Annotated in this window: 27 protein-coding genes; 17 read left to right on the forward strand and 10 right to left on the reverse strand. The window is 44.7% G+C overall.

What is annotated here, in order from left to right; translation table 11 throughout:
* Positions 1 to 3: 3 nt before the first annotated feature.
* From bshA to BM613_RS10605, 10 genes are all read left to right on the forward strand, one after another.
* Positions 4 to 1,149 (forward strand): N-acetyl-alpha-D-glucosaminyl L-malate synthase BshA, encoded by a 1,146-nt coding sequence (gene bshA, locus BM613_RS10560; protein ID WP_109431150.1) that lies wholly within the window; start codon positions 4 to 6, stop codon positions 1,147 to 1,149.
* Positions 1,146 to 2,447, forward strand: coding sequence for a CCA tRNA nucleotidyltransferase (locus BM613_RS10565; RefSeq protein WP_109431151.1), 1,302 nt, complete (start codon positions 1,146 to 1,148; stop codon positions 2,445 to 2,447). The genes bshA and BM613_RS10565 overlap by 4 nt, the downstream gene beginning before the upstream one ends.
* A complete protein-coding gene (locus tag BM613_RS10570) occupies positions 2,431 to 3,273 on the forward strand; it encodes a biotin--[acetyl-CoA-carboxylase] ligase (RefSeq protein WP_181363062.1) in 843 nt (280 codons plus the stop codon). Before BM613_RS10565 ends, BM613_RS10570 begins: the two co-directional genes overlap by 17 nt.
* Entirely contained in the window at positions 3,270 to 4,145 is an 876-nt protein-coding gene (gene panB / locus BM613_RS10575; protein ID WP_109431153.1) for a 3-methyl-2-oxobutanoate hydroxymethyltransferase, read from the forward strand. The genes BM613_RS10570 and panB overlap by 4 nt, the downstream gene beginning before the upstream one ends.
* Positions 4,142 to 5,011, forward strand: a complete 870-nt coding sequence (gene panC / locus BM613_RS10580; RefSeq protein WP_109431154.1) for a pantoate--beta-alanine ligase — start codon at positions 4,142 to 4,144, stop codon at positions 5,009 to 5,011. The genes panB and panC overlap by 4 nt, the downstream gene beginning before the upstream one ends.
* An 83-nt stretch (positions 5,012 to 5,094) precedes the next feature.
* Positions 5,095 to 6,546, forward strand: a complete 1,452-nt coding sequence (locus BM613_RS10585) for a tetratricopeptide repeat protein (RefSeq protein WP_109431155.1) — start codon at positions 5,095 to 5,097, stop codon at positions 6,544 to 6,546.
* Between the two features lie 47 nt (positions 6,547 to 6,593).
* A complete protein-coding gene (locus BM613_RS10590; RefSeq protein ID WP_109431156.1) occupies positions 6,594 to 9,407 on the forward strand; it encodes an ATP-dependent DNA helicase in 2,814 nt (937 codons plus the stop codon).
* Positions 9,408 to 9,448: 41 nt separating this feature from the next.
* Complete coding sequence (locus tag BM613_RS10595) at positions 9,449 to 10,081, forward strand: redox-sensing transcriptional repressor Rex (protein ID WP_109431157.1); 633 nt, start codon at positions 9,449 to 9,451, stop codon at positions 10,079 to 10,081.
* A 44-nt stretch (positions 10,082 to 10,125) separates the two neighbouring features.
* Entirely contained in the window at positions 10,126 to 10,908 is a 783-nt protein-coding gene (gene mtnP / locus BM613_RS10600; RefSeq protein ID WP_109431158.1) for an S-methyl-5'-thioadenosine phosphorylase, read from the forward strand.
* A gap of 52 nt (positions 10,909 to 10,960) precedes the next feature.
* Positions 10,961 to 12,268: an amidohydrolase gene (locus BM613_RS10605; protein WP_109431159.1), complete on the forward strand. Its 1,308-nt coding sequence runs from the start codon at positions 10,961 to 10,963 to the stop codon at positions 12,266 to 12,268.
* On the opposite strand, the gene BM613_RS15090 is transcribed toward BM613_RS10605, so the two are convergent.
* The gene (locus BM613_RS15090; protein WP_181363063.1) at positions 12,250 to 12,402 is read right to left on the reverse strand and encodes a hypothetical protein; all 153 of its coding nucleotides are present in this window, start codon (positions 12,400 to 12,402) and stop codon (positions 12,250 to 12,252) included. The genes BM613_RS10605 and BM613_RS15090 overlap by 19 nt on opposite strands.
* 92 nt (positions 12,403 to 12,494) lie before the next feature.
* Here BM613_RS15090 and surE point away from each other — a divergent pair, with 92 nt between their 5' ends.
* The 7 genes from surE (at position 12,495) to BM613_RS10640 (ending at position 18,523) form a co-directional block, all read left to right on the forward strand.
* Positions 12,495 to 13,250, forward strand: a complete 756-nt coding sequence (surE, locus tag BM613_RS10610; protein ID WP_109431160.1) for a 5'/3'-nucleotidase SurE — start codon at positions 12,495 to 12,497, stop codon at positions 13,248 to 13,250.
* A gap of 19 nt (positions 13,251 to 13,269) precedes the next feature.
* Positions 13,270 to 13,443, forward strand: coding sequence for a YpmA family protein (locus BM613_RS10615; RefSeq protein WP_109431161.1), 174 nt, complete (start codon positions 13,270 to 13,272; stop codon positions 13,441 to 13,443).
* The gene (locus BM613_RS10620; RefSeq protein WP_109431162.1) at positions 13,440 to 13,976 is read left to right on the forward strand and encodes a cell wall elongation regulator TseB-like domain-containing protein; all 537 of its coding nucleotides are present in this window, start codon (positions 13,440 to 13,442) and stop codon (positions 13,974 to 13,976) included. The genes BM613_RS10615 and BM613_RS10620 overlap by 4 nt, the downstream gene beginning before the upstream one ends.
* 108 nt (positions 13,977 to 14,084) lie before the next feature.
* Complete coding sequence (locus BM613_RS10625) at positions 14,085 to 14,612, forward strand: hypothetical protein (protein WP_109431163.1); 528 nt, start codon at positions 14,085 to 14,087, stop codon at positions 14,610 to 14,612.
* Positions 14,609 to 16,132 (forward strand): AAA family ATPase, encoded by a 1,524-nt coding sequence (locus BM613_RS10630; protein ID WP_109431164.1) that lies wholly within the window; start codon positions 14,609 to 14,611, stop codon positions 16,130 to 16,132. The genes BM613_RS10625 and BM613_RS10630 overlap by 4 nt, the downstream gene beginning before the upstream one ends.
* Before the next feature lie 165 nt (positions 16,133 to 16,297).
* Entirely contained in the window at positions 16,298 to 17,593 is a 1,296-nt protein-coding gene (gene asnS / locus BM613_RS10635; protein ID WP_109431165.1) for an asparagine--tRNA ligase, read from the forward strand.
* Positions 17,594 to 17,740: 147 nt separating this feature from the next.
* Positions 17,741 to 18,523 (forward strand): DnaD domain protein, encoded by a 783-nt coding sequence (locus BM613_RS10640; protein WP_109431166.1) that lies wholly within the window; start codon positions 17,741 to 17,743, stop codon positions 18,521 to 18,523.
* A gap of 136 nt (positions 18,524 to 18,659) precedes the next feature.
* On the opposite strand, the gene BM613_RS10645 is transcribed toward BM613_RS10640, so the two are convergent.
* The 9 genes from BM613_RS10645 to BM613_RS10680 form a co-directional block, all read right to left on the reverse strand.
* Positions 18,660 to 19,184 (reverse strand): GNAT family N-acetyltransferase, encoded by a 525-nt coding sequence (locus tag BM613_RS10645; RefSeq protein WP_245926359.1) that lies wholly within the window; start codon positions 19,182 to 19,184, stop codon positions 18,660 to 18,662.
* 266 nt (positions 19,185 to 19,450) lie between these two features.
* Positions 19,451 to 19,603, reverse strand: a complete 153-nt coding sequence (locus tag BM613_RS14895) for a GNAT family N-acetyltransferase (protein WP_181363064.1) — start codon at positions 19,601 to 19,603, stop codon at positions 19,451 to 19,453.
* Between the two features lie 85 nt (positions 19,604 to 19,688).
* Positions 19,689 to 20,162, reverse strand: a complete 474-nt coding sequence (locus BM613_RS10650; protein ID WP_219930678.1) for an NUDIX hydrolase — start codon at positions 20,160 to 20,162, stop codon at positions 19,689 to 19,691.
* Positions 20,163 to 20,356: 194 nt separating this feature from the next.
* On the reverse strand, positions 20,357 to 20,476 hold the full coding sequence (locus BM613_RS15805; protein WP_109431178.1) for an IS3 family transposase: 120 nt from the start codon (positions 20,474 to 20,476) through the stop codon (positions 20,357 to 20,359).
* A gap of 669 nt (positions 20,477 to 21,145) precedes the next feature.
* Positions 21,146 to 21,934 (reverse strand): class I SAM-dependent methyltransferase, encoded by a 789-nt coding sequence (locus tag BM613_RS10660; protein WP_109431169.1) that lies wholly within the window; start codon positions 21,932 to 21,934, stop codon positions 21,146 to 21,148.
* 150 nt (positions 21,935 to 22,084) lie between these two features.
* The gene (locus BM613_RS10665) at positions 22,085 to 22,378 is read right to left on the reverse strand and encodes a hypothetical protein (protein WP_109431170.1); all 294 of its coding nucleotides are present in this window, start codon (positions 22,376 to 22,378) and stop codon (positions 22,085 to 22,087) included.
* 210 nt (positions 22,379 to 22,588) lie between these two features.
* Positions 22,589 to 23,626, reverse strand: coding sequence for a hypothetical protein (locus tag BM613_RS10670; protein ID WP_146192795.1), 1,038 nt, complete (start codon positions 23,624 to 23,626; stop codon positions 22,589 to 22,591).
* Between the two features lie 112 nt (positions 23,627 to 23,738).
* Positions 23,739 to 24,533: a hypothetical protein gene (locus BM613_RS10675; RefSeq protein ID WP_109431172.1), complete on the reverse strand. Its 795-nt coding sequence runs from the start codon at positions 24,531 to 24,533 to the stop codon at positions 23,739 to 23,741.
* 398 nt (positions 24,534 to 24,931) lie between these two features.
* Positions 24,932 to 25,261, reverse strand: coding sequence for a DHHA1 domain-containing protein (locus BM613_RS10680; protein WP_109431173.1), 330 nt, complete (start codon positions 25,259 to 25,261; stop codon positions 24,932 to 24,934).
* Positions 25,262 to 25,724 lie beyond the last annotated feature (463 nt).

A 25,724-nucleotide genomic window follows, 5' to 3' on the forward strand; every position in this document is an offset into this window, starting at 1 on the left:
ACCATGAAAATTGGAATAAGTTGCTATGCCACCCTTGGAGGATCTGGAGCAGTTGCCACTGAACTTGGCAAGGCACTCGCGATGCGTGGCCATGAAGTGCATTTCATCGTGTCTGGAACCCCGTTTCGCCTTGGATATCTCGGTTACTTCATGGAGAATATCTATATCCATGAAGTAGAAACCACATCGTATCCAGTACTGCAATCATCTCCTTATGATTTGGCGCTCTCTGCAAAAATGGCAGATGTCATTCGCCATTTTGACTTAGACATTTTGCATGCACATTACGCCATTCCATACGCAGTGTGTGCATTTTTGGCGCGCGAGATGCTCCATTCACACAAAGTACGCATCGTCACGACGTTGCACGGTACAGATATAACGGTTTTGGCGCAAGATCCACTGCTGCGTGATGTCATTCGCCTTGGCATTGAAAAAAGTGATGCGGTCACTGCAGTATCGCAAAGCTTAATCGATCAAACCAATGAATTGTTTGAACCGGCCTGCCCCATCATTAAGATTCACAACTTCGTCAATTTACATCAATATCGCAGGCTTGAAAGTCCGAAGTTAAAACGACGAATTGCACCAAACGGAGAGAAAATCTTATTGCACATGTCAAACTTCCGCGCGGTCAAGCGTATCCCTGATGTCATTGAAATTTTTCGTCAGGTTCGCCGCGAATTGCCTGCAAAATTATTGATGGTGGGCGAAGGACCAGAACTTGATGCCGCGCGTAAGTTAACTTGTAAAGAGGGCATTGCTGATGATGTGCTGTTTTTAGGAAAACAAGACGAAGTTGCCCCGCTTTTATCACTGGCTGATTTGCTCCTTTTGCCATCACAGAAGGAGAGTTTTGGCCTTGTCGCTTTAGAAGCAATGGCATGTGGAGTACCAGTCATTGGTTCAACTGCTGGAGGAATTCCAGAAGTTGTTGAACATGGTGTCTCAGGATATTTAGCTTCTGTTGGAGATACAGAAAAAATGGGCGAGTATGCGCTATCTCTCTTACAACATCCCGAGAACTGGAAAATATTTTCAAGTGCTGCACGTAAACGCGCAGCACATTTTACAATGGAAGAAAAAGTGTCACAATATGAATCTCTATATCAACGACTTGTTTTACAACCACAGGAATGTGAGTCATGAAGAAGTATCCTTTTTTTTCAGATGACGAGAGGTTGCAAAGTGTCAAAAAACTTCTTCAACAGTTGCGCAAAGCCGGATTTAAAGCCTATATTGTCGGTGGAGCTGTGCGTGATCTACTATTAAATCGGTCGATCAACGATATTGATCTTACCACGGACGCTACACCCTCTGACCTACTTGGCCTCTTTCCAGACGCAAAGTTAACTGGAATAGCGCATGGAACTCTTACCGTAGTAGACAAAGGATATGCCTTTGAAGTGACCACATTTCGAACGGAAGGCCCTTATCGAGATGGGAGACGTCCTGCCTTTGTTACATTCGAAACGGATTTAATGAAAGATCTTAGTCGACGAGACTTTACGATGAATGCGATCGCAATGGATGAAGAGGGCATTTTCTATGATCCATATGATGGGATTTCCGACCTTGCCCGCAAAGAAATTAGGGCCGTTGGTGAACCTGAGTTGCGATTTCGCGAAGATGGCTTACGCATAGCGCGCGCCTATCGCTTTTCTGCAATGCTAAACTTTACGATTGCACCTGAGACAAAGCAAGCGCTACAGCATTGTGCGACAAAATTAGGACAAGTTTCAATGGAAAGACGTCGTGACGAGTGGACAAAATGGCTAACGTATGCCTCTGCAACCGATTGTGCAAACTTGCCACAACAAATATTTTCCCAGTGGACAGGTCTTACCGTGCCAAAGACAGTTCTACAGTGCAAATTTTACTCGATGATTCACGGGTATCTAGATCGTCTTGCTCTAATGAGTTTAGCAATAAATAACAATGCCACTGACAAACCAGAGGAGTCAACCGTGCAACTGCTCTCCTCCATGAAATATTCACGTAAAGAAATGCGCGAAGTTGCTGCTTTGGTAGTAATTGCATCTTCCTACTTACGTGAACCACCTAGCTTTTTACCATTACAGTGGACATCGCTCTTAGCGCAGATTGGGGAAAGTGGTCTCATCAGAGCGGTACACATAGCGAAAGCCATGCAGTTCGCGCGCAGCCAAGAACCTTGGAATGTGAATTGGCGCATAGAAAGCGAGCGCGAAGTCACTGACTTACTCGCGCACAGCCCTTTACGGAGTCTGCACGATCTTGCCGTGACAGGCGAAGATCTTCTAAAAAGCTGTAACTTGCGGGGCAAAGAGATTGGAGCAGCACTCTCTCTTTTATATGAAAACGTCTCACAAGGCGTGCTGCGAAATGAGCGTGCGGAATTAATGAGATACATCCATTCCCTTAAACACCTTTTGCAAGGAGGTGATGAAATTGAGCGAAAACCCTAAACTCTTTGCATCAAGAATTCAAGCTGAACTAGATGAAGAACTACGCGCACTCCCACTGTATGTTTTTGATGAAGTGGAATCGACCAATGATCTAGCCTATCAGTTCATTGCACAATCAAGTCAACCAATCTTAGCCGTGCTAGCGGAGACGCAAACTTCAGGGCGCGGCCGACGCGGCCGTACTTGGACTTCACCTAAAGGTACTGGTTTACTCTTATCTGTGGCACTTTCATTTACACATTCTGATGCAGTCCACTATGAAGAATGGCCGCTTTTAGCAGCCTATGTAGCACATAAGGTCATCTCCGATCTAACAGGAGTTAGAGCGCAAATCAAGTGGCCGAACGATATTTTGTTTGCAGAACGCAAGACGTGCGGCATCCTGACTGAACTTAGCTCTACTCGTGACAAGCGCAATCTCATTGTCGGATTTGGGATCAACGTAAACCTAAAAAGTACAGATTTGCCTCCCGAATTACGTACAAAAGCGACGTCTTTGCTTGAAGTCACTGGACGGGAATATGATCGCAATCAACTAACTGCCGCAATCCTTACACAGATGCATTTGCTGCGTAAGCAAGTATTGAACGGAATGCGTTTTTCTGATCTTCATGAAACATGGGTTGCACAGTGTCATACGATTGGCAAACACATACGCGTTGCACAAGGAAGGGATATCATCGAAGGGACTGCACATAGCATCGATCCATTAGGAGTGCTTTTAGTCGTCGATGATCAGGGAAAACTACATCGAATTGTTAGTGGAGAGATCTTAGAAAGTCATCCATTCACCCATTTACCCAAAGAAGGAGTCCTGCCACTGTGACAGAATTATCGCGAACGAAACATACTACTCTGTCCTTACAAGCGATGCGTGAGCGCAAAGAGTCGATCGTCATGGTTACAGCTTACGATGCAACGCAAGCCGCACACGCCGAAGCTGCGGGCGTCGATGTCATTTTAGTCGGTGATTCACTCGGAATGGTTGTACTTGGGTATGATACGACAATTCCTGTCACGATAAATGACATGCTTCATCATGCCAAAGCCGTACGACGTGGCGCAAAAAACACGATGGTACTAGTAGATATGCCTTTTGCCTCCTACCATCAGAGTGTTGCGGACACGGTGCGAAACGCGAGCAAAATCATGCAAGAAGCGTATGCAGATGGTCTCAAATTAGAAGGGGGAAGTGAGATTTTACCTCATGTGCAAGCTTTGGTGCAAGCAGGCATCCCTATCTGCGGTCACCTCGGACTCACCCCTCAGTCCGTCCTGCAATTTGGCGGATTTCGCGTTCAGGCAAAAGAGATGGATGCGGCGCAAAAACTACTTGATGATGCACTTCAGTTACAACAGGCAGGTGCTTTCATGGTGGTTTTAGAATGTATCCCAAGCGCCCTCGGCGCACTCGTAACAGAATCTCTGGACATTCCAACTATTGGAATAGGGGCGGGGGAGAACTGTTCGGGTCAGGTTTTAGTCTATCATGATGTGCTTGGGTTAGGGATGCACCATCGCAGACCAAAATTCGTAAAAAAATACGCGACACTTGGTGATTCTGCAATTTCCGCCCTCACAAAATACAAAGATGAAGTGAAACGTCGAGAGTTTCCGAATCCAGACTATCGCTATGATATTGCAGCAGACGCGATCTCCAAACTCTCGAATCGAGCAGGAAAGGGAGAAAATTTGTGATTGTAATTGAAACGATCGACGCCGCGCGCAGGGCCATACACGCACTGCGCAAGGAGCGCAGAAAAGGTGAATCTGCTTCACGCGTTGGTTTTGTGCCAACCATGGGGTATCTTCATGAAGGACATGCTTCGCTCATCCAAAAAGCACGAGTTGAAAATGAAATCGTCGCCGTTTCGATTTTTGTCAATCCTCTTCAATTTGGTCCAAATGAGGATTTAGCGCGCTACCCACGTTCCCCAAAGGAAGATCAGACACTTTGTGAATCACTGGGTGTAGATGTACTTTTTACTCCTTCTGTGGAGGCGATGTATGGACACGATGAAGTATTTACACGCGTGCACGTTGATCGATTAGGGGATCACTTATGTGGCGCTTCTCGACCTGGCCATTTCGATGGAGTTTGTACAGTCGTATCGAAACTCTTTCACATCATCGAGCCAGACGCTGCTTATTTTGGACAGAAGGACGCGCAACAATTGCGCATCATCGAGCAGATGGTACAAGATTTATCACTTCCCATCGAAATTGTGCCTTGTCCCATCGTGCGCGAACAAGATGGCTTGGCAAAAAGTTCACGCAATGCGTATTTGTCGCCCGCAGAACGAAAAATAGCACCAGAAATCTACCGTACCCTACAAATGATTAAAAAACAGATAGAAGAGGGAGAACATCGAGTGCTGCACTTGCAGCGTGAAGCGATTGACCGTTTACAGCAGTTCCCCGGATTTAAAGTTGACTATCTATCATTCGTAGATGCGAAAACGCTCACACCTGTCGATTATATTGATACTGACCGCAAAATCTTGCTAGCCGTCGCGGTCTATGTAGGGTCAACGCGCCTAATTGACAACGTATTTATTACGTGATGCCCTGTTGTGACTACTCCTCTTTTTGTATAACACCGCCGCAGATCAGCCACACTAAATAAAAACCAGCGGCGGTGTTTGTTATGCTCTTTCATAAATCATTTGAACGGCTTCATCGCGCCGTTGAGCGCATCGCACAACAATTAGCACAAGCTGATTCTGAGCAGAGAGGCTACCTTTTGCAAGAACTTGAAGCTTTGCGTGAACTCGCTCATCCATTCCTAGAAATGTGGCTTAAACTCGAAGATCAGTTAGACGCACTGTATGAACAGTATGCGCCAGACCATCATGAGAAGATAGACACCACTCCAATGATTGCAGCAGAAATTGGTACAACACTTTCGTCTGATCAAGGTTATCAACTTTTCCGAAAAGGCCTAGGCTATTTTGATCTTCTTATGTTTCCTGAATCTATTCGCGAATTTAAAGAAATTGTAGAATCAGATCCCGACATGGTGATTGCACGTCTCTATCTCGCGATCAGCTATCTTGCGACTGGACATTATGAAGAAGCACAGTCACACTTAAACATTGTACAAAAAAGCGCAAAAGACAAATTGTTACAAGCTGCAGTGCATGATGCACGCGCTCAATTGTGGATATTGAAAAATCAACCTGCGAAAGCTATGCAAGAATTGAGCGCCGTGCTTGCGATCAACCCGAATTATAGCGACGCGCAGTTTAACTATGCCGTTTGTTCCTATTTGTTAGGAGATTACAAACAGGCGCAAGCAAGCGCACAAAAAGCCTTAGTAACCGAACCAAAAGATGGCGATCTGTGGCGAATTTACGGCGCTGCCCAATTTGCGCAAGGAAATTTATTACAAGCGCTAAAAGCCTATCAAAACGCTTCTACTTGGCTCCCCACAAATTCCTATATCGCCACTGAAATGGCCATTATTTTACTCCATTTAGGGCGTCTCAAAGAAGCAGATGCACTTTTACGTGAGATCGAGCGGCGCGGACATCATTTTGCTCACTATTATGGGGCAAAAGGGGAACTGGCGTTGCGCCTAGGGCACACCCAAGAAGCCGTCGCGTTTTTTAAAAAACAAGCATGCCTGACACGCACAAATCTTTCCTTAGAACGACTTGCTTGGGCATTGTATGCCGATAAGCGATTCGATGAAGCCGCCCACTATTTTGAACGTCATGTAGAACTTTTTGGCTATTCATTACAGGCAACTGTTGGACTTGCGCGTATTGCTAGTTTGCGTGGTCAAATGGCGGCGGCGCGCTCATACCTACGGCGAATCATTCGTGCAAAACAAGACAAAGTGCGTGCACTCGGATTAGCTGAACTTGGTCGAATGTACCTCGAACAGGGGGATATTGAGCGAGCGAAACGCTATCTCCACTGTTCACTTCGCATTGATCGATCTCAAGAATCAACACTCGTTTTTTTAGGTATTGCGATGCATCAAGGAGCTTTACATGAGACGCAGCCATCAGATTTGCAAACTCTAACAGAGGTTACTCCGAGTTTTGGGATTGACAGTATCTCATTGCTCTCAGATACTGAAGCTACGACGTGAATTTGTCAGGAACGTCTAATCGCATGCGTTGAAAAGAGGAACTCGGATTGCAGTATATTGTTCTCCATTTCATTCTGGAGCAAGGGATTTCTGAACCGACCCTATTATCCTTATCAATGAGTCGCCAGCAGTTATGGGATCCTCATTTGCGCTCTGAATTTAGCTTATATCAAGAGCCAAACGGAACTTACTCTGTGAAAACCACAAATAAGACGATTCAAGTCGCTTCATTTGCTGACGCTTGGATAGAGTGTATGAAGTGGATAGATCATGATATTGTCTTTCTATTTGATCCTGAGGACAAAAAACGCCTCGATCTTCTTGTGGAGCAAACTGGATATTCATCTTTAGGGTCAGAAATCACCCTAGTAGGTGCATGGTTAAGTCGGATTTTATTGCCTCAGTTCGCAAAAAGAGATCTTCAGGCAATGTATCACACGCTATGTAAACCCAACGATCTGCCTGTCTCTGATTTTGACATCGTACAATGTGTCGCAAGAGAACTGTTCTTGCGCTTGCAAGCGCTGCCAGAAGCTACGCTTCGCATCCTTCAAGCCACAATGCACCCCGTTCTTTTGCGCATTATACGCGAGCTTACAGAATCACCATCTCGCAACTCGGTGCGTGCACAAGAGGGGATAAAGGTCATTGAAAATCTAGCGTTCACAACGTCACTTGAAGAAGCAAATCATCTAGCGAACGAAGAAGCATTCCTCCAAGTTCCAGAACAGTCACTCGCAAAACAGAGTCTCTATATACTGCGCACACAATTTCGTGCGATGGGCGACTTTCCTTATGAAAGTAGACCAGGCCAAGAGCAGATGCTGCAACTTGTTGCAGCATCACTTGAAACGAATACCCATTTGATTGTAGAAGCAGGAACTGGAACTGGAAAGTCACTTGCGTATTTGCTGCCAAGCGCACTGTTTACGATTGCGCAGAATGAAAAAGTCGTTATCGCTACACATACAATTGCCTTACAAGAACAATTGCACAGATACGATGTACCTCTGATCACGGGTCCTCTTTTGCAATCTGTCAGGACTGCAATACTAAAAGGTAGAAATCATTACATTTGTATGCGAAAATTAAACCACAACATCCAGGAAATCCATTCTTTATCTATACAAGAAAGAGATTTTGATTTGGGTCTCACCGTCTGGCTCACCGAAACAGCAGCAGGGGATCGCGAGGAAATTGCGTTTGCTGAAAGCGAAGAAGAATATTGGCGCGACGTAGCAAGCGACAGCAACTCTTGCATTGCAAAACGCTGCCCATTTTTTAAAGAATGCTACTACTTTCGAGCTCGCCATAAAGCAGCAAAAGCCAATCTCATTTTAACCAACCATTCCTTGGTGTTGTCTGATTTAAAAGCTGAATCTCGTGTATTGCCTGCGTATGATCGCCTCATTATCGATGAGGCCCACCAATTCGAAGACGCAGCGACAAAGCAACTTGGAGCAGAAGTGACAGAAGCAGACTTGTTGCGCTTGCTTGAACGTTTGCTTCACACTCGTACAGGATTGCTGCATGAAGCTTTGCGCACAGTAAAAACTGAGTCATCGCAAGGTCTGATTTTAGGACAAGCTTTTGCTGCCGTCTTAAATCAATTAGGAAGAGCACTGATACGAACTGCACAGGATGTGCGAACACTCTTTACCGTGATCGCTCAATATGTGGAATCTATGGACACTTCGCAAGGGGAATGGCGCTTAACTCCGGAACGCACGAATGAACCTTTATATAAACCGGTAATTCAAGCCGCAACTGACATCGATACCTGCCGTGTACTCCTCTTGGAAGCAGGGAATGCATTTGCGCACTTAGCTGAAGATGCCGAATTACCAGATGAAGTGATGCACAAAATCTCTGATGTGTTCGCATATGCAAAAGAACTGCAACTCGGACTCACTGTCTGTCTAGATGTTTTGTTATTGCGCGTCTCAAGAGAACAGTTCGTTGGCTGGATTTCAATTTCTGGAAAACGCAACACACGTCGCATCTCTTTGCAGCTGGCACCATTAAGTGTAGCGGAAATTCTTTTACAAGAACTTTTTCTCAAAAAACAATCGGTCATTTTGACTTCGGCTACATTAGCTGTTGCGAATTCATTTTCTTATTTTCTCGATCGCATTGGGATGAGCCAATTGGTTGCAACTGGAAGTGCGCGAACAGAAATTGTTGCCTCGCCATTTGATTATAAGCGTCAAGCTCTGTTGTGTGTCGTAACCGATTTGCCAGACATCAAACAACAAATGGAGTTTCAATCTGCGATCGGCAAAGCAATTACAGAAATTGCCACTACGGCAAACGGGCGTACACTCGTCCTTTTTACTTCACAACAGATGCTTGCTTACACTTATGAAAATGAACGGGAAGAATTACAACATCGTGGAATTACTGTATTTGCACAAGGATTTGAAGACCATCGCAAAACTTACCTGATTGATGCTTTTCGTAAAGCAGAACGCGCAATTCTCTTTGGTCTAAATAGTTTTTGGGAAGGGATTGACATCCGCGGTGACGACCTGTCTTGTTTGATTATCGTCAAGCTACCTTTTTCCGTCCCTACTCACCCGATTGTAGAAGCACGCAGTGAACAACTCACTCGACAAGGAAAACGTCCATTTATCGAATATAGTGTCCCTTCTGCCGTTATTCGATTCACGCAAGGATTTGGACGTCTCATTCGCTCAAAAACGGATCGCGGGGCTGTGTTCGTCCTTGACAAACGAATTACAAAAACGCAATACGGCCGTATGTTTATTCGATCACTGCCCGATCCAGAGATTTTTGAAGGAACTCTACAAGAAACTTGTATTCGAGCTCAGGCATTTTTTGAACCCGCACAAAGAATTTGAAGCTCTTTTTACTACATGATTTCATAAGGAGGCTTTGGGAGATGGGGAACAAAGAGTTGCGTATCTCACCCTCGGTTATCCGCCGCTTGCCCGTATATCTGCGGCTCGTGCAAGAGTTAAAAGAATTGTCTATCGCAACAATTTCATCACAAGAAATGGGCGATCGCCTCGATTTAAACCCCGCCCAAATCCGCAAAGATCTGGCTTCATTTGGCGAATTTGGACGTAAAGGAGTAGGTTATAACGTCGCTTATCTCGATTGGAAGTTGCGTCAAATACTCAACCTGGATCGCCAGATTAACGTCGCGTTGATCGGCGCTGGACACCTTGGGATCGCGCTTTCAAACTACGCGCGCTTTCAATCAGAGCGGATCAAAATCACTGCCGTATTTGATCGTGATCCTCAAAAGATCGGACAAAAAGTGGGTTCGCTCACCGTTGCAGATGCACAAGATCTTCCTTTGTACCGACAAAAATACAATTTGCAGATGGGCATTATTGCTGTCCCTGCCTCTGCCGCACAAGAAGTATGTGATGAACTTGTGGCAGCAGGGATCAAAGTGATTTTAAATTTTGCTCCTGCTAATTTGCGCATTCCAAAAGGTGTTCATTTACGCAACACGGACGTAACCACCGAGTTACAAGCACTTGCTTACTACTTAGAAAATGAATAAACGGTATAATGGCAAAATAGACTGCGGAAGGAGTTATGATACTTATGATTCATGCGGATTATGCAATTATTGGCGGGACAGGGGTTTATGATCCCGCATTGCTCGATCACCCAACAGAAGAACAGATTGAAACTCCCTATGGCACTGCAACATGTACAATCGGCGAATATAAAGGCAAACGCATTGCTTTTATGCCCCGACACGGCAAATCACATCACGTCCCACCACATCAGGTAAACTATAAAGCGAACATTCAAGCCCTCTATCAAATTGGCGTTAAGCAAATCTTTGCAACTGCTGCTGTCGGCAGTATGCGACAATCATTAGCTCCGGGAGCTTTGGTCATTGTGGATCAATTTCTAGATTTCACAAAAAATCGACCATTGACGTTTTTTGAAGATGGAGAACCTGTAACTCATACAGACATGACAGATCCTTATTGTGGTCGACTTCGTCGGCATTTGCAAACTACTGCACAGCGTCTTGGGATTGTGGCAGCGCCAGGAGGCACGTATGTATGCACAGAAGGACCGCGCTTTGAGACGCCCGCTGAAATTCGCATGTTTGCACAACTGGGTGGTGATGTAGTGGGCATGACTTCTATTCCAGAAACGGTACTCGCAAAAGAGCGGGGACTTTGCTATGCAACGGTGGCAATGGTGACAAATTATTGCGCTGGAATGTCAGGATCACCTCTCACACATCAAGAGGTTTTAGATGAAATGGCAAAAAATGTACACTTCATTCGCACTTTATTTTTTGAAGCGATCGCTACACTTGAGAAAACTGCATCCTGTGCTTGTTCAACAGCGGCTGGAACAATCTGATTCGCGGTGATCTATTGACTTACTTCGATTATGTGCTAAAGGGGACTTTGCGATGAACTGGCTTATCGAAAATGTGGCCTATTTTGACGGCATTCATAACACGTGTATGGAACGTGGCTATGTGCTTGTCAGAGATGGCAAAATTGAAGCGCTCGGAGCTGGAGAAGCGCCGCTTTGTGACGCTTCATATGAGCGAATCGACGGAAAGGATCGATTGCTTCTCCCTGGTTTTATAAATACGCATGGTCATGCAGCAATGTCGCTATTACGTGGATATGCAGATGATCTCCCCCTACATACTTGGCTAAAGGATCTTATTTGGCCAGCCGAAGCGGTATTGTCACCAGATGATATCGAACTGGGTACAGAACTTGCGATGTTGGAAATGCTTGAAACGGGTACAACGACGTTCACCGACATGTATGCGGATATGGATCGCGTCGCCAACGCCACAATAAGAGCAGGTATGCGTGCGGTATTAGGCCGTGGGCTGATTGGGTTTGATGACGTAAATCTTGAAAAACTTGCTGAATCAGAAAGCTTTGTTCGCATGTACGAAGGAGCAGGGGAGGGGCTCATTCATACGACATTCGCCCCCCACGCTCCTTATACGTGTCCACCTGATTATCTTAAACACGTCATCACACGCTCACAACAGCTCGCTGTTCCTTTGCAAATCCACATTGCAGAAACAGCAAAAGAAGTGGCCGACTCTTATTCGGAATATGGAAAATCTCCCGTGGAATTACTTTATGAAACAGGACTTTTTGAATGTCAAATCATCGGTGCACACTGTGTACATCTAACAGATCGCGACATCGAACTGATGGCTGAACATCATGTTCACGTCGCACATAATCCGGGAAGCAACTTAAAATTGGGCAGTGGGATTGCTCCATTACGCAAATTATTAGAACAAAATATCGTGGTCGGTCTTGGAACAGACGGTGCAGCAAGCAACAATAAACTCGACCTCTACGAAGAGTTGCGTTTAGTCGCTTTACTGCATAAAGGTGTAGAACAGGACGCAACAGCAATTGACGCTTTTTCTGCCTTACGCCTTGTTACAAATGAAGGGGCAAAAACGCTGTTTTTAGATCCTATGCTAGGCACCTTACAGCCCGGAGCACCTGCAGACTTTCAATTCATTGACATCAGCGGGCCGCGTTATTATCCACGCCACAATCTACTTTCGCACATCGTCTACAGTTCCCATGGGGGTGACGTAACCGATGTCTTCGTGGCTGGCAAGCCCTTATTTCGCAAGCGTGAGCACCTTACTCTAGACAAAGAAAAAGTTTTTTACAATGTAAAACGGGTTGTGCAAAAATTCCCTTTGTCTCAGCGTGTCAACGTCTGATCAAACAAAAATCGATATAATTTAGGCGCGTCAAAAAGTAGGCGCTTTGGCTCATGTGCCGGGGTGAACTCGGGCATTCTTAGCAATAGATCGCGATCAGCCAGCATCCTCTTCGTTGGTGGTTGTTGTGGCATTGCGGCTGCCACCTCCTTAGCGCCTATTATCACCGTCCCGCGTACTTTGCATGAGACGTAGGTTATGCCAATACAGAAAGGACTCCGTACAAATGCGTGTATTAATTACAAATGACGATGGAATTTACGCCCCTGGAATCAAAGCGCTCGCAAAACACTTTGCCGCATTTGCACATGTCACTGTTGTAGCCCCAGATCGCCAGCAAAGTGCAACGAGTCATGCCATTACTCTTCACAAACCCTTACATGTCGATGAAGTGCACATTGGCGCAAATATTCGCTCTTTTCAGGTCAATGGCACGCCAGCTGATTGTGTAAAGTTAGCACTTGGCGCTCTTTGTGACCATGCGCCTGACCTCGTGTTAAGCGGAGTCAACAGTGGAGCGAATCTTGGTCTTGACATCGTTTATTCTGGTACTGCCTCAGCAGCAGCGGAAGCCGTTTTGCAAGGCTATAAAGCCATTGCCTTGTCTGTCACAAAGCCTCCTTTTGATTTTACGTCAAGTGTGCGGATTGCAGAAAAATTGGCGCACGAACTCATCAAACACAGTCTCCCAGCAGATACCTACCTAAATGTAAATATCCCCCCCCTTGCATATGATCAACTTAAGGGGATTCGTGTGACACGCATCGGTGTACGCAAATATAAAAATGCGTATGAACAACGTAAAGACCCTTTAGGCCGCAGCTATTATTGGCAAGCAGGTCAAATTGTCAATGTGCAGAACGAACCCGATACAGACGTGCGAGCGATTGAAGAAGGAAAAGTCAGTGTAACACCAATTCATTTTAATTTTACAAATCCCCAAACCCTTGTTACACTAGATTCGTGGCAACTCACACTGTGAGGAGAGAAGTAAACTATTTATGGAACAAACTAATCGCGTAGTAGCGGTCAAGGAAGTTGAAGGAACAGCAGAACTTTATGTTCTGATCGATTTTTTGAATCGCAATCTGAAAGATAAAGACGTAATTTTTGGGTTGTCCAAATCAAATCAACCTGGAAAATACACCGTGACCATCTATAGGACGGACGTATGAAGCGTAAAGTTTTATATACGGTAGTTAGCCTTGCAGTGATCTTTATTTGCGTTGTGATTCTTGTGATTGTATGGATTCTTCCATACTTAACAAGTACAAATTCTACACTCGAAACAGCAACGCTGTTTGCTCTTGATCATACACCCTTACAACACGTACAGAGCGCTGTGATTTATACAGGTGAACCAAGTGACGTCACAGTGACAGGAACAGATGCGCTTGGACGCCCACTCTATGTTTTTGTTCGCAATCAACAAGCGATTGTGGTTTATCAAAGCCAAACAATCTCAGAGGCGCGCGCAATCGCTGCTGTAAATGCTCTTCATGCGCCTATCGTTAGCATTGTGTCTGCTGTGCCTGGGCTAGTCGATAAGAATTTAAACACTCCGCTCTCCGCAAAAGCAAGTGGTAACGCCGTCTGGCAAGTGACCGCTCGTCTTGCTGATGGGGGATTCCTAGTTGCGTACGTTGATATGTACACAGGCCGTATGTTGTTTCAATTTCAAACGAATCGCTTACCTCAAGTGGAATAGATATTGCGCCAAAGGAATTTCTATGTTCTCTTGGTCGACTTTACGGGCTGCTCTCTTTCTCGATAAATGATATACTCTTGCTAGACTGTTTGTGGAGGAGTGATTCATTTGTCGAGAATCCGTATTCTGCCGGCACTTGCAGCACTCCTGCTCACACTTATTGTGCTATTTGGGGGACTGCAGGTCTATCGCACCTATGAGATTATTCAACCGCTGGAAAGCCAACTCGCGCAAATTCCGCAAGTTCGTGATGTACAAGTGAATGCCACTGCACAAACGCCATCCGTAACAATTACGCTTGGACCTGTACAGGACTTGCAAGCAACCTATACTCAAATTCAAACGGAAGTTGAGAATAGCTTGGGCGGACCCATCAATATCGTTTTGAAAGATCATCCAACCCCATCGCTCACCTCAGCCTTTGAGGTATTACAACCGATTTTGTACCAAGGAATCGCACAGGGAATGTACGTTTCTATGGTTCATGAACTTGAAAGTTCTGCCAAACAACAACACGTAAACTGTACAGTTACTATGAACAGCCAGGATATCTTTATCCAGTTGACAAAGGACAATGGTTATCTGTATAGCATTGTACCTTATGCAACTCGTGGGCTTGGGGGGAATGGACAGTGAGAGATTGGCTCATTGGGGTTGCTGTTGCCTTCGTGATTTTTTTAGCTGTTATCGGAATTAACGTGTTGCCTGCTTTGTTGCTTGTAGCTGTTGGATTTGCAGTTTACACCTTATTAGAACGCAGACAGATGATCGCGCCAACTGGCTCTAAAGAGACAGCGATGCGCCATGCTGTGAATTTCGACCACATTGGAGGACAGGAGCACGCCAAGCGCGAGTTAATGGAAGCTCTTGATTTTTTACGCTATCGCGAGAAAATTCGCTCGTTAGGTATTCGTCCATTAAAAGGGATTTTACTGACTGGTCCTCCTGGAACAGGAAAGACATTGATGGCAAAAGCTGCTGCAACGTATACAGACTCAGCGTTTGTTTCAGCTTCAGGAAGTGAGTTTGTCGAAATGTATGTCGGCGTTGGGGCTCAACGCGTTCGGGATTTATTTCGACGTGCACGCCAAAGTGCGCGAAAAGAAGGGAAAGACAGCGCGATTGTCTTCATTGATGAAATTGACGTCGTCGGTGGCAAACGAGGGGCGCACAGTCATCAGGAATACGATCAAACGCTCAATCAACTACTGACTGAGATGGATGGTATGCAAACGACGCAAAGTCCGATGGTCCTCGTCATTGCAGCGACAAACCGTGCAGATATTCTCGATAGCGCACTTTTGCGCCCGGGGCGTTTCGATCGTCAAATTCGCGTCGATTTACCAGACCGAGAAGGACGCCTTCATATTTTGCGCATTCAGACCAAAGATAAACCGCTTGCACAAGATGTCGATTTAGAGCATATTGCACGGGAGACGTATGGATTTTCTGGTGCGCAATTGGAAAGTTTGTGCAATGAAGCTGCGATTATCGCACTGCGCGAGAACTCAACGCGTATCACCCAAGCGTATTTCCGTGACGCAGTTGATAAAGTTTTAATGGGAGAAAAAACGGGGCGTCATCCGACAGATGAAGAATTGTATCGAGTAGCGGTGCACGAATTAGGACACGCCATCGCTTCGGAGATGATGCGCCCGCATTCCGTTTCACATATTACCATTGCACCGCGAGGGAATGCTCTGGGATTTGTTCGACAAATTCCGGAAACAGATGGTTATTTATATACAAAAGAACAACTCGATCAACAAATCGTTGTGGCCCTCGGTGGAGCAGTAGCCGAAAGCTTAGTCTTTAACAACCGTTCGACTGGAGCACAAAACGACTTTTTGCAGGCGAGTCGCATTGCCCGTACGGAAGTCATGTGTGGCTTAAGTCGAATGGGTATCGTTGCAGAAGAACACTTGCCAGAGAATATTCTTGATGAAGAAGTTCGTTTTATCTTAGCAGAGATCGAACAACGCACGCGGGAAGTGCTAGCTCCATTTGCTAAGGCACTAGAGGAATACGCCAAATATGTAGTAGTCACTGAAAGTATTGATGGGAGTCAATTTCGCGAATGGCTTGCTCAGTGCAAAGAACAGGCATCCTCTTCAACCATAACTACACCTGTATTGGATATGACTTTAGCCAATTAGGCAGGAAAGTTTGTCATCAGGCAAATTGGGTTTGAAAGAAAGCTCCTACAGTGATTTGCATTGTAGGAGCTTTCTTTTTACAATGAACCTAGTTTCCCCATCCTTTCAAATGTAGGGCGACTACTTGCTGTGATCTGTATGATTACGTTTTGGAGGCGTAAGGTTATGGTCCAAACTGTATTTATCAAACATTTAAGTGAACATATTGGTGAAACCATCATGATTCAAGGTTGGTTACATACGAAGCGATCCTCAGGAAAAGTAGCATTTCTTCAATTGCGCGACGGCACTGGATTTGTTCAAGGTGTAGTTACGAAAGCCGAAGTTTCAGAAGAAATTTTTGCTCGTGCTATTGCGCTTACGCAAGAAAGTTCACTACGCGTTACTGGCACTGTCGTTAAAGATGAGCGTGCTCCTTCAGGTGTTGAATTGCAAATTCAAGATGTCGAAGTCGTGTATCTTACACACGATTACCCCATTACTCCCAAAGAGCATGGAGTAGACTTTCTTCTCGATCATCGACATCTGTGGATCCGCGGTCCACGCCAGCGGGCAATTTTAAAGATTCGCGCAGAAATCATTAAGGCAATCCGTTCATTTTTAGATGAACGAGACTTTACACAAGTTGATCCTCCGATTTTAACTCCATCCTCTTGTGAAGGGACTACCACACTATTTCATACACAATACTTTGACCGTGATGCCTATCTCACGCAAAGTGGACAGCTATACATGGAAGCTGCCGCTATGGCTTTAGGTCGTGTTTATTCTTTTGGTCCGACCTTTCGAGCTGAAAAATCGAAAACTAGACGTCATCTCATTGAGTTTTGGATGATCGAACCTGAAATGGCGTATACAACACATGAAGAAAGTCTCGTGATTCAAGAACAACTGGTTGCATATATTATTCAACATGTACTCACTCATTGTGCAATTGAATTAAAAACATTGGGTCGCGACCTTACAAAATTACAGCAAGTCATTGCGCCCTTTCCACGCATCTCTTATGATGAAGCGATCACTTTATTACAAAAAGACGGCCACGAAATCCAATGGGGGGAAGACTTTGGAGCTCCCCATGAAGCAGCCATTGTCGAGCATTTCTCGCGCCCTGTTTTTATTGAGCGATTCCCTACAACAATTAAAGCGTTCTACATGAAACCCGATCCTGCTCGTCCAGAAGTCGTACTGTGTGCAGACCTGCTCGCACCTGAAGGATATGGAGAAATTATTGGGGGATCTCAGCGCATTGATGACCCGGATTTACTTGCTGCGCGTTTTGCCGAACATGAACTGCCGGAAGAAGCCTATGCGTGGTATATGGATTTGCGCAAATACGGTTCAGTCCCACACTCAGGCTTTGGTCTCGGATTAGAACGGACAGTTGCTTGGATTTGCGGGTTAGAGCATGTACGCGAAACGATTCCATTCCCGCGTTTATTGTACCGCTTATACCCATAACCGCGTCTGAAAACAAAAAAGGGGAGTGTATAGAAAATATACCTCTCCTCCTGCATTGCAGATGTTTGTAAGACGTCACAAGCGATAAAATTACCCCTATTAGCGCTCATAGGAGAATGGTATACTGAGAAGCGGAGGTGGTACCTCGTGAGCAGTAAACCCCTCGACCAAGCTTTAGACGCGTTAGAGGATAGTTATGCTACATTCCCATATATTTTATTTCGTCGCTATCATTCAATCGGCTTAAGTGATGAAGAATTCCTCGTAATCTTACACATTATCGCAACACAGCAAGCAGAGCATTCATTTCCTCGCCTTGACGATCTAGCTTTGCGTATGAGTCTTTCCAAAGAGCGAATCGCTGTCATCTTGCAAGGGCTTATGGGACAAGGACTTTTACAGCATGGCAATGAACGAGTGAGTCTACGACCGCTCATTGAACGCCTCCTAGGACTAGAAAATCGAGCGAATACAGTTTCTTCGATTTATAATCGTTTTGAGGAGGAATTTGGAAGGCTCTTGTCGCCCTTAGAATATGAGCAGATTATGCATTGGATTGATGAAGACCAGTATCCCGATTGGATGATCATTGAAGCATTGCGCGAATCTGTTCTCGCTGGCGTATACAATTTTCGCTATGTTGATACCGTCTTAACTGATTGGATGCGAGCACATATTAAATCTGAGCAACAGCTTCAAGAGTATCGAAAAAAATATCGAGCCCGTTTTGCGGATCGAACCAATAAACGATTAAATACAAACAGCAGCAACACGCAGCGCAATAAATCTGATGGGATGCAAGAAAAGAAGCGCATCATGGATACGAATAAAGAACAGATTGTCCCTGCGGTACAACCAGGTAAATACGAGCGGTTTTATGAAGTTTTTCGCAAAAAAGATGCAGTTGAACCTCATGAAAATTTACCGTGATTCAAAAAAGCATGCTCGTTGAAAAATACTGAAGGGCGAAAGCCCTTTTTCATTTTGTCCGTAATAAGTTAACATAATGTATATTATCGGACGTTAGACTATTTTCGAGATTAAACTTCATGAAACCCATAGATAATCATTCCTTCTCCGGTGATTTAACCTCATGTTGCAAAAGAAATTTGATCAGTTGGTGGCGAGCCCGGAGTTGATCCTCTTTGGTTGCTTCTCGTGCACGCATCAAGTCACGAAGTGCTTCGTCATCTGTCCAGGAAGTATCACACCATCCAACATGTACATATCCAAATCGTTCGTACAAACGGCGAGCTGGATTCGTGGGGTCGACTCTTAAACATAGCTTTTTATAGCCGTAGCTTCTAGCTTGGACTTCAAGCTCACACATTAAAGCAGTACCAATTCCTTCTCCACGAAATTCCTCTAGGATGGCAATGCCGATTTCTGGTGTCTCATCATCCACATAACCAAATTCCTTGTGTGCTTCATCGAACCGATGCAACCAAATGGCTCCGATTGGATGATTGTCCTTTTCCACAATCAATCCAATATCACTATTCTGTTCTCCCCATCCATCCACATATTTAGAGATAAATGGTTTGTCTATAATTGTTCTTGGAAATGGCTTCTGTCCTTCAGGCACAAACATGGATTGGTATAGCATCTCCCACAAAAACGGGATGTCATGTTATTCGACACTTCTTATATGAAAATCCATGGGTTTATCACCTATCCTTTGGTAGTTTCCTCATTTCAGGTGCCTCCACATCTGCATCCCCTCCTACCAAGAAAAATATATATAAAATTTTGAATATTACTAAACTGCTCCATGTGCGACAGAGGTACAGTCCATCAGCTAACGCATAATAATGCAAGCAAGCACCGAGATTCTGTGCTGCCGAATGGCTCCGGCATTCAGTAAATCAACTCTGAACGAAGCAGTCCCATCACCACTTGATCCATTGGGACGCCTTTCACAAGAACAGCTTCTCTCAATGTCCCTTCTACCTGGAACCCAATCTTTAGATACGCCTTTATGCTCGCTCGTTCCCGCTCCAAGTATCGCACCCGTTACCCGAATAAGAGGAAGCGAAGTACACATTCAGTCGATCCTCCCGTGCAAACGAATGTTCATAAGTCACTTCCAATCTGATCAGTCCTTGTCCTGGTGCAGGATATGTACTGGAGTATTCGGTAGATTGGTCAATGATTCCCGTAGAAATGTTGGATACAGTCTTGTATTCAGCAGCTCACTAAGTGGATGCCATTTGAATACCAATCGCTCATCTTCCTCAATTCCACGAAATTCAGCCGAGGTATTGTGTACATATCCCTCTGGAAAATTCATGACGAAGTACAGACTCAACTCATGCCATGTATCGCCTTCGATCTCAAAGAAGTTCTCTGAAATCCACAACAGGCGTCCAATATCAACTTCGACGTCCAGCTCTTCTTTCATTTCTCGACGAAGCGTCTCAGGTGAATATTCTAGCAACTCAGCTCGCCCGCCTGGCAAAGCCCAAAAATCGTCCGTCACAGCCCTATGGAGCAAGACATGACCATCGTAGATGCACACACCAACAATTCTGTAATTGAATCTCTTATTGCCTTCTTTGTACGATATCACTTCGGTCAATCCCCTCCCGTCACGCCGCTATCCGGCCCTGATGTCCAAGAAGACGTGCGTCGTGCACGCTGCATATATATGCAGACCGATCGAAACATCCTTTTCTAGGGTTGCGTCCAATTTGGTATTAAGTCAATATCGTGGACACATCGAACAAATAATATCAAAACAGTCTGAAGGATTGCACTTTGGATTTAGCTAGCCTTCTTGTTCGCTTTTTTGAAATACATTGATTGGAATTGTACAGGCGTCTTATATCCAATTGACGAATGAATCCGCAGGCGGTTGTACCCAATCTCGATGTACTCCCAAATGTTATTTTTTCTTCTTTATGTGTTTGGTACTTTTCCAAATGTACGAGTTCGCGCTTAATGACGCTGTGGAATGGCCCGATGCAAGGGTGAGTATCCCTACATCAAATCGTTTCACTGTATCATCAAGAGAGCTCGTCTATCTGGAGAAGTTAAAGACAAGAGAGCATGCAATGAAGCACATCTCCCAATACATCGAGGTTTGGTACAACCGGAAGTGAACTCACTCATCGCTAGGTTACCTAACACCGGTTGAATTCGAAAGAAGATATTACAAATCCTTAGAAGATGCAGCAAACTGAGCAACAACAAGCATCATATCAGAATATGAAAACTTATAATTTCTCTGTTCTTAAGTGTCCACGATATTGACTTAATACCATTTTCATGCTTCTTCTTTGAATTCTTTATCGTACACTCGCATCTGGATTCCTTCTTCCTTTTTTATCATTCCGTCCAGAATTACGAGTTTGTTGACTCAACGAAAATGATACTGCTCCAGGACGAGGAGTTTGTCTTTTTTCTTGCACCTATTACGGCAGAGCATACACACATGATACAGACTCAGCTGGTTTCTTATGCGCTATTTATGCAAAAATAATGTATAAATAGCGCATAAGAATGATGGACCTTCTTGCACATTCGCGCCCGTTAACGCAATAAAATAAGTGGTTAGATTGGTCGTTTCCGACAAACGCATACCATCAGCGGACTATCGGATTGGAAAGGGCTTAAGTCAAAATTGCCATACATTTGTTCCAAGTAAAATCCATTATAATGCAGCAGGGCTTCAAGCTCTTGAGGGAAAACGTAACGAATCGCAATTCGGGTCTCCGCGCTTTCCTCTGCACTTGATTTGGTTTTCCATCGGCGACGGGTCACATAATGCTCCAGTTGGGTTCGGTGGTCATACAAACACCGTTCAGTAACGAAAACGGTTCTTCCCTCTTTATTGACGTACGCACCTGCATCTTCTTCCTTGCCGTTGCTGGTCGACAGTTGTGACATAATGGGATTTCTCGTTTCGAACGCAAAAACGCCATTGCTGTCCAAATGTTTGTGAACTGTTAGCAGTAATCTCTCCTGTGAATGGCGATCCAAAAAGGCTTGAAAGGAGTTGCCAGTGGTAAAAATCATTCGGTAAGTTCGCTGTAATTCAAGATTCCTTGCGTCACCGTGAACCCACTTCACAGAAACGCCGTGATGTGTTGCTTTTTGCCGTGCGGCTTCAAGCATTTCTTGAGTGATGTCCACTCCTGTGATGTTGTATCCTTGCTCTGCCATTGGAACTGTTATTCGACCCGTTCCGCACGCAATCTCTAAGATGGGGCTTCCGTACTCACGGGCTAAATTCAAATAGAAATTTCCGCCGATCTCAAATCCTCCGTTTATGAAATCATAGGTATCGGCATCTCGATACTCCTCTAAGTTATCATGATTTATCGACACTTGTACGTTCACCCTCGTTTCTCAATGCCTTGTTAAGCTCTTCTGCTCCAATAGCGACACTACTGCTTTTCATTACTCATGCATATTTATGCAGTAACGGATATACTTATAAGTTAGAAGACGTTCTTCTGATCATAGATATTTTTGAATATACCACAGTATTCAATTTCCCTTTGGCTTGTCTATGTTTGCTTGCAAAACACAGCCGCCACCGTTGCCACTGTCGATGTACACCGCATCACGAAGTGTGTGCACTTGTTCGTGCAACAGTTTTCGTGTGGGCGCATGATCGATATAACCTACAATCACGGGTGTGATGGGTTCCATTCGACCATAAGGTCTTTCTGGCATGTGTACACTCGCGATCAGATCAGTGATCGTTCGTTGGTCATCTAGGTACTCTGGATAGGAAACGATGTCGATGCCATACGCGAGTGCATAGCGTTCTGCAAGCACTTCTGCTTTTCCTAAAAATTAGGTCGATAAGTATGGGCGTAATAGAATCATCTATAAAAATGATATAATCACTTTCATTCGAAAAGGAAATTTTGTAGAGTGCAATCTCCGTATAGTAGTCCTTCCATTGGTGTCCACTATCTTATACTAGGTCCAGAACGCCCAAAGCCTGGTTATTCTACAACTCTTGACAACGGGGTCCACCTTACATCAGGATGTTGGCAATGTAATAAGATCATACCCATTCACAGGAAACATACTGTTATCCGTCGTTAGACCAATTACACCGTCAGTAATTGTGAAGTTCTTGTACTTGCTCGGGAGATGTACGTATTTTTCGTCCTTTGTGTTGAAGAGATACTCCTGAGGCTTGTTCAATGGCTCCATTTCAATGTAGTTGCCGGATATTTGGACATAACTCGCCTCATTGAGGATATGGTAGACATGATCCCGTGAATTCTTTTCGGAGTAGTAGTAAACACCCCCTTGATTCGAAGACCATACCCAAGTCCCCTTGTCAGAAGCCATATCAAATTGGTTCGGATATGTCCCTTGGAAAACAGAACGGTACAAATGACCTGACAAAGTGTACAAATTGAATTGATACGGGAAATCCGTTGGGTTAGCATAAACTTGCGAAAAAGGAGCCGAAATCACGCCGATTAATCCACCGGACACATGAAAATCGTAAATGGTTTTCTGGTTGCTCAACGTGACTTCATTCGATGCAGCCGAAGTGGACAATACCGTTTTTTTCACGTGCGAATCCAGATTGTAGGTAATAACACACCGTGTGATTTTGGTGCTCTCTTGTTGATCTAGCCCATAATAGAGAATTCCATGATTTAACTGAACATCAAACAATTGCGTATGAGTGTCAAGTGGTTTCCATATTAAGCTCGTCTTTTTCGTTGCGACGTTGTATGCGTACAAACGCTCACCATAACCTTGACCCAAACCATTATTTAAATACATCCAAGTAATCCAATTTCCGTCGGTTTGTACAAAGGCACATCCATAATCTCTAAGCGGATTGGGCTGTGGGAGATATGTCATATTCTTTTCGATCAGTACTCTCTGTGGCTTGTAGGGCACTGTAGGCATCCCCGGCTGACCGTTGGGAAACACTGGCGTGGCGCTAACCACACCTGTGTTTTTCGAATAAGTCAAGGGTAAAAATGGAATACTGTAATGTTCTACATTGCGTACTTTCAAGTTCTCGAAAGGTTGATTCGTCAAGTTGATCACTTGGATTTCTCTGCTTTGTTGGCTTTTAACCGAAGCCGTCCCGCATCCATACAAGGCGAGTGATATCAATACGCAGAGACCTATGTGAGCCGAACGATACGAACGTAGCATCCTAAGAGATAACCCCCTGAAAATTTAGCCCTGGTTGCGATGAACCTTCCAGCCCTTGAAGTGTTGCCACAGAATTTGTAATGTGGTGTCCGTAGCTATTGATGTCTGACTCGTCATACCATGTGACATCTTGCGAACTAGCGGTACCGTAACCGTAGCCGCTGTAGGCATATCCAGTAACGTAATGATAGGTATATCCGAGATACCAAACGCTTTTGTATCCAGGCAAATATCCGTAGATGTTATCTATGTTCCCGATATCGCTGAGACCAACTATCGTTGCTGTGTCGACGAAGACGTCTGATGGTGTCGGATTGGGCATGACGGAATAGGTGTAATAAGATTGGTCGCTGTTCAGTGTGGACGTCCAGTTGCTCCCGAGATTAGTGCCACCACCTTGAGTCCAACCCAGTTGCGACTCCAAAGTTGAAAGAGAAGGCGTATTCGAGCCCAACTCACCATCCAATAGATTCCATGCAGATATTGGTCCGCATGTTGACCCCGAATCGCTTTCGTTCATGTTCCCAACAGGTGCAGACGCGGAATACGGAGGACCTCCAGGGACGTAATTAGGAATAATTGCATTGCTGGTTGATACCTTAGGAGACTGACCTAGGGCTATAGCCCCGTATTTTTGATTCAAATCAGCCTGTCGAGATTGACCTTGTTGAACTTGCGACTTCGTAAGGGTAATTTGGGAATTCAATGGTACAGTGGCCGCATAGCTCGTTTCGATCGACATTACAGAAGTTGCGGCAACCGCCAAAATAAAAATTGCAGATTTTCTCAATACCATTTTCGAATTACTCCTCATATTTTATTGATAGAAACAACAACATCAGATAAATCGAAATAATTTTAAAAATCTACTCCCAGAATAATTAAATGTAATTCTTATCTTAACTTTCGCATACCAAAATGTTATGCAGAGCCACGTAGCAGTAGTGCTTTGAGGTGCTTTGAATGTCGGATTGACAAATCAATAGCACCACTCCGTTTGATTTTGTGTAAGTAAGACAAAATATTACCACTTCTATTTTTAATTGTAAATACTAAACTAGGCAACTTTTTAAAGATGTATTGATTTGTACTCAACCGGAGTCAAGTAGCCGAGCGTACCGTGAATCCTGATGTGATGAAATAGTGGATACGACGAATCGAAAATGTTAAAATAAGTAAATCGATTTGAGGCATCTATATTGGTGATAAGTATGATTCTGATTTTAAGCTACACACCGTAAATAGCCTAACATCAGGTAAGGAGAATCCTGCCGCCGCTGCATGGCCACCAAACGCGGTGAAGATACCCGTTTTTGCTTGTACCGCTTGCAACAACGCATAGAGATCAACACCAGGTACACTCCGTCCTGATCCTTTGGCGACGCCATCTTTGATCGACAGGCACAGTGTAGGCTTGTACAGGTTTTGCGTGAGTTTCCCTGCAACGATGCCGATAACCCCTTCATGCCATGCTTCTCCTGCGACAACGAGTGTTTGATCTGTCCAACCTATCCAACGTTTCATGAAAAGATCCCTCACTAACTCCGTGTCTACTCAAGAATACACGAAAATAGCGCTATCTGTTTTGTATTCTAATAGAGTTTACAGAAGTCATCTATGAAGATGAAGGATGAGTAGTATGGGGTTCTATGTTCAGAGTGGATGGCAGAATAGACGTGCAGATTTTCGCAAGAAGTTTCTCTATAGACGCTTGGTCATAGACGCACCCTTTTGCAAAAAAGGACGAGGAGTTTGTGATCAAGTCCGTAATTGTGTGTAATTTCGTTTTCCCTTTGTCGACGGGGTGCCTTGCCTTTTCATCGCCTTCTGGCGACTTGAAGCTCTTCCGTTCATCTTGCGATTCGTGCGGCTCCACCCTTGCATGGATGCGGTTGGGTTTGTCCGGCCAGACGGGACCCAAGCGCAAGGTGGAAGCTCTTCATGATGCCTCCGCCTCGACCTTCTGCCTCCATTTCTCCTGCTGCTC

Origin of the sequence: Sulfoacidibacillus thermotolerans, from assembly GCF_003144315.1 — a bacterium.
Taxonomy (GTDB): Bacteria; Bacillota; Bacilli; order Alicyclobacillales; family SLC66; genus Sulfoacidibacillus; species Sulfoacidibacillus thermotolerans.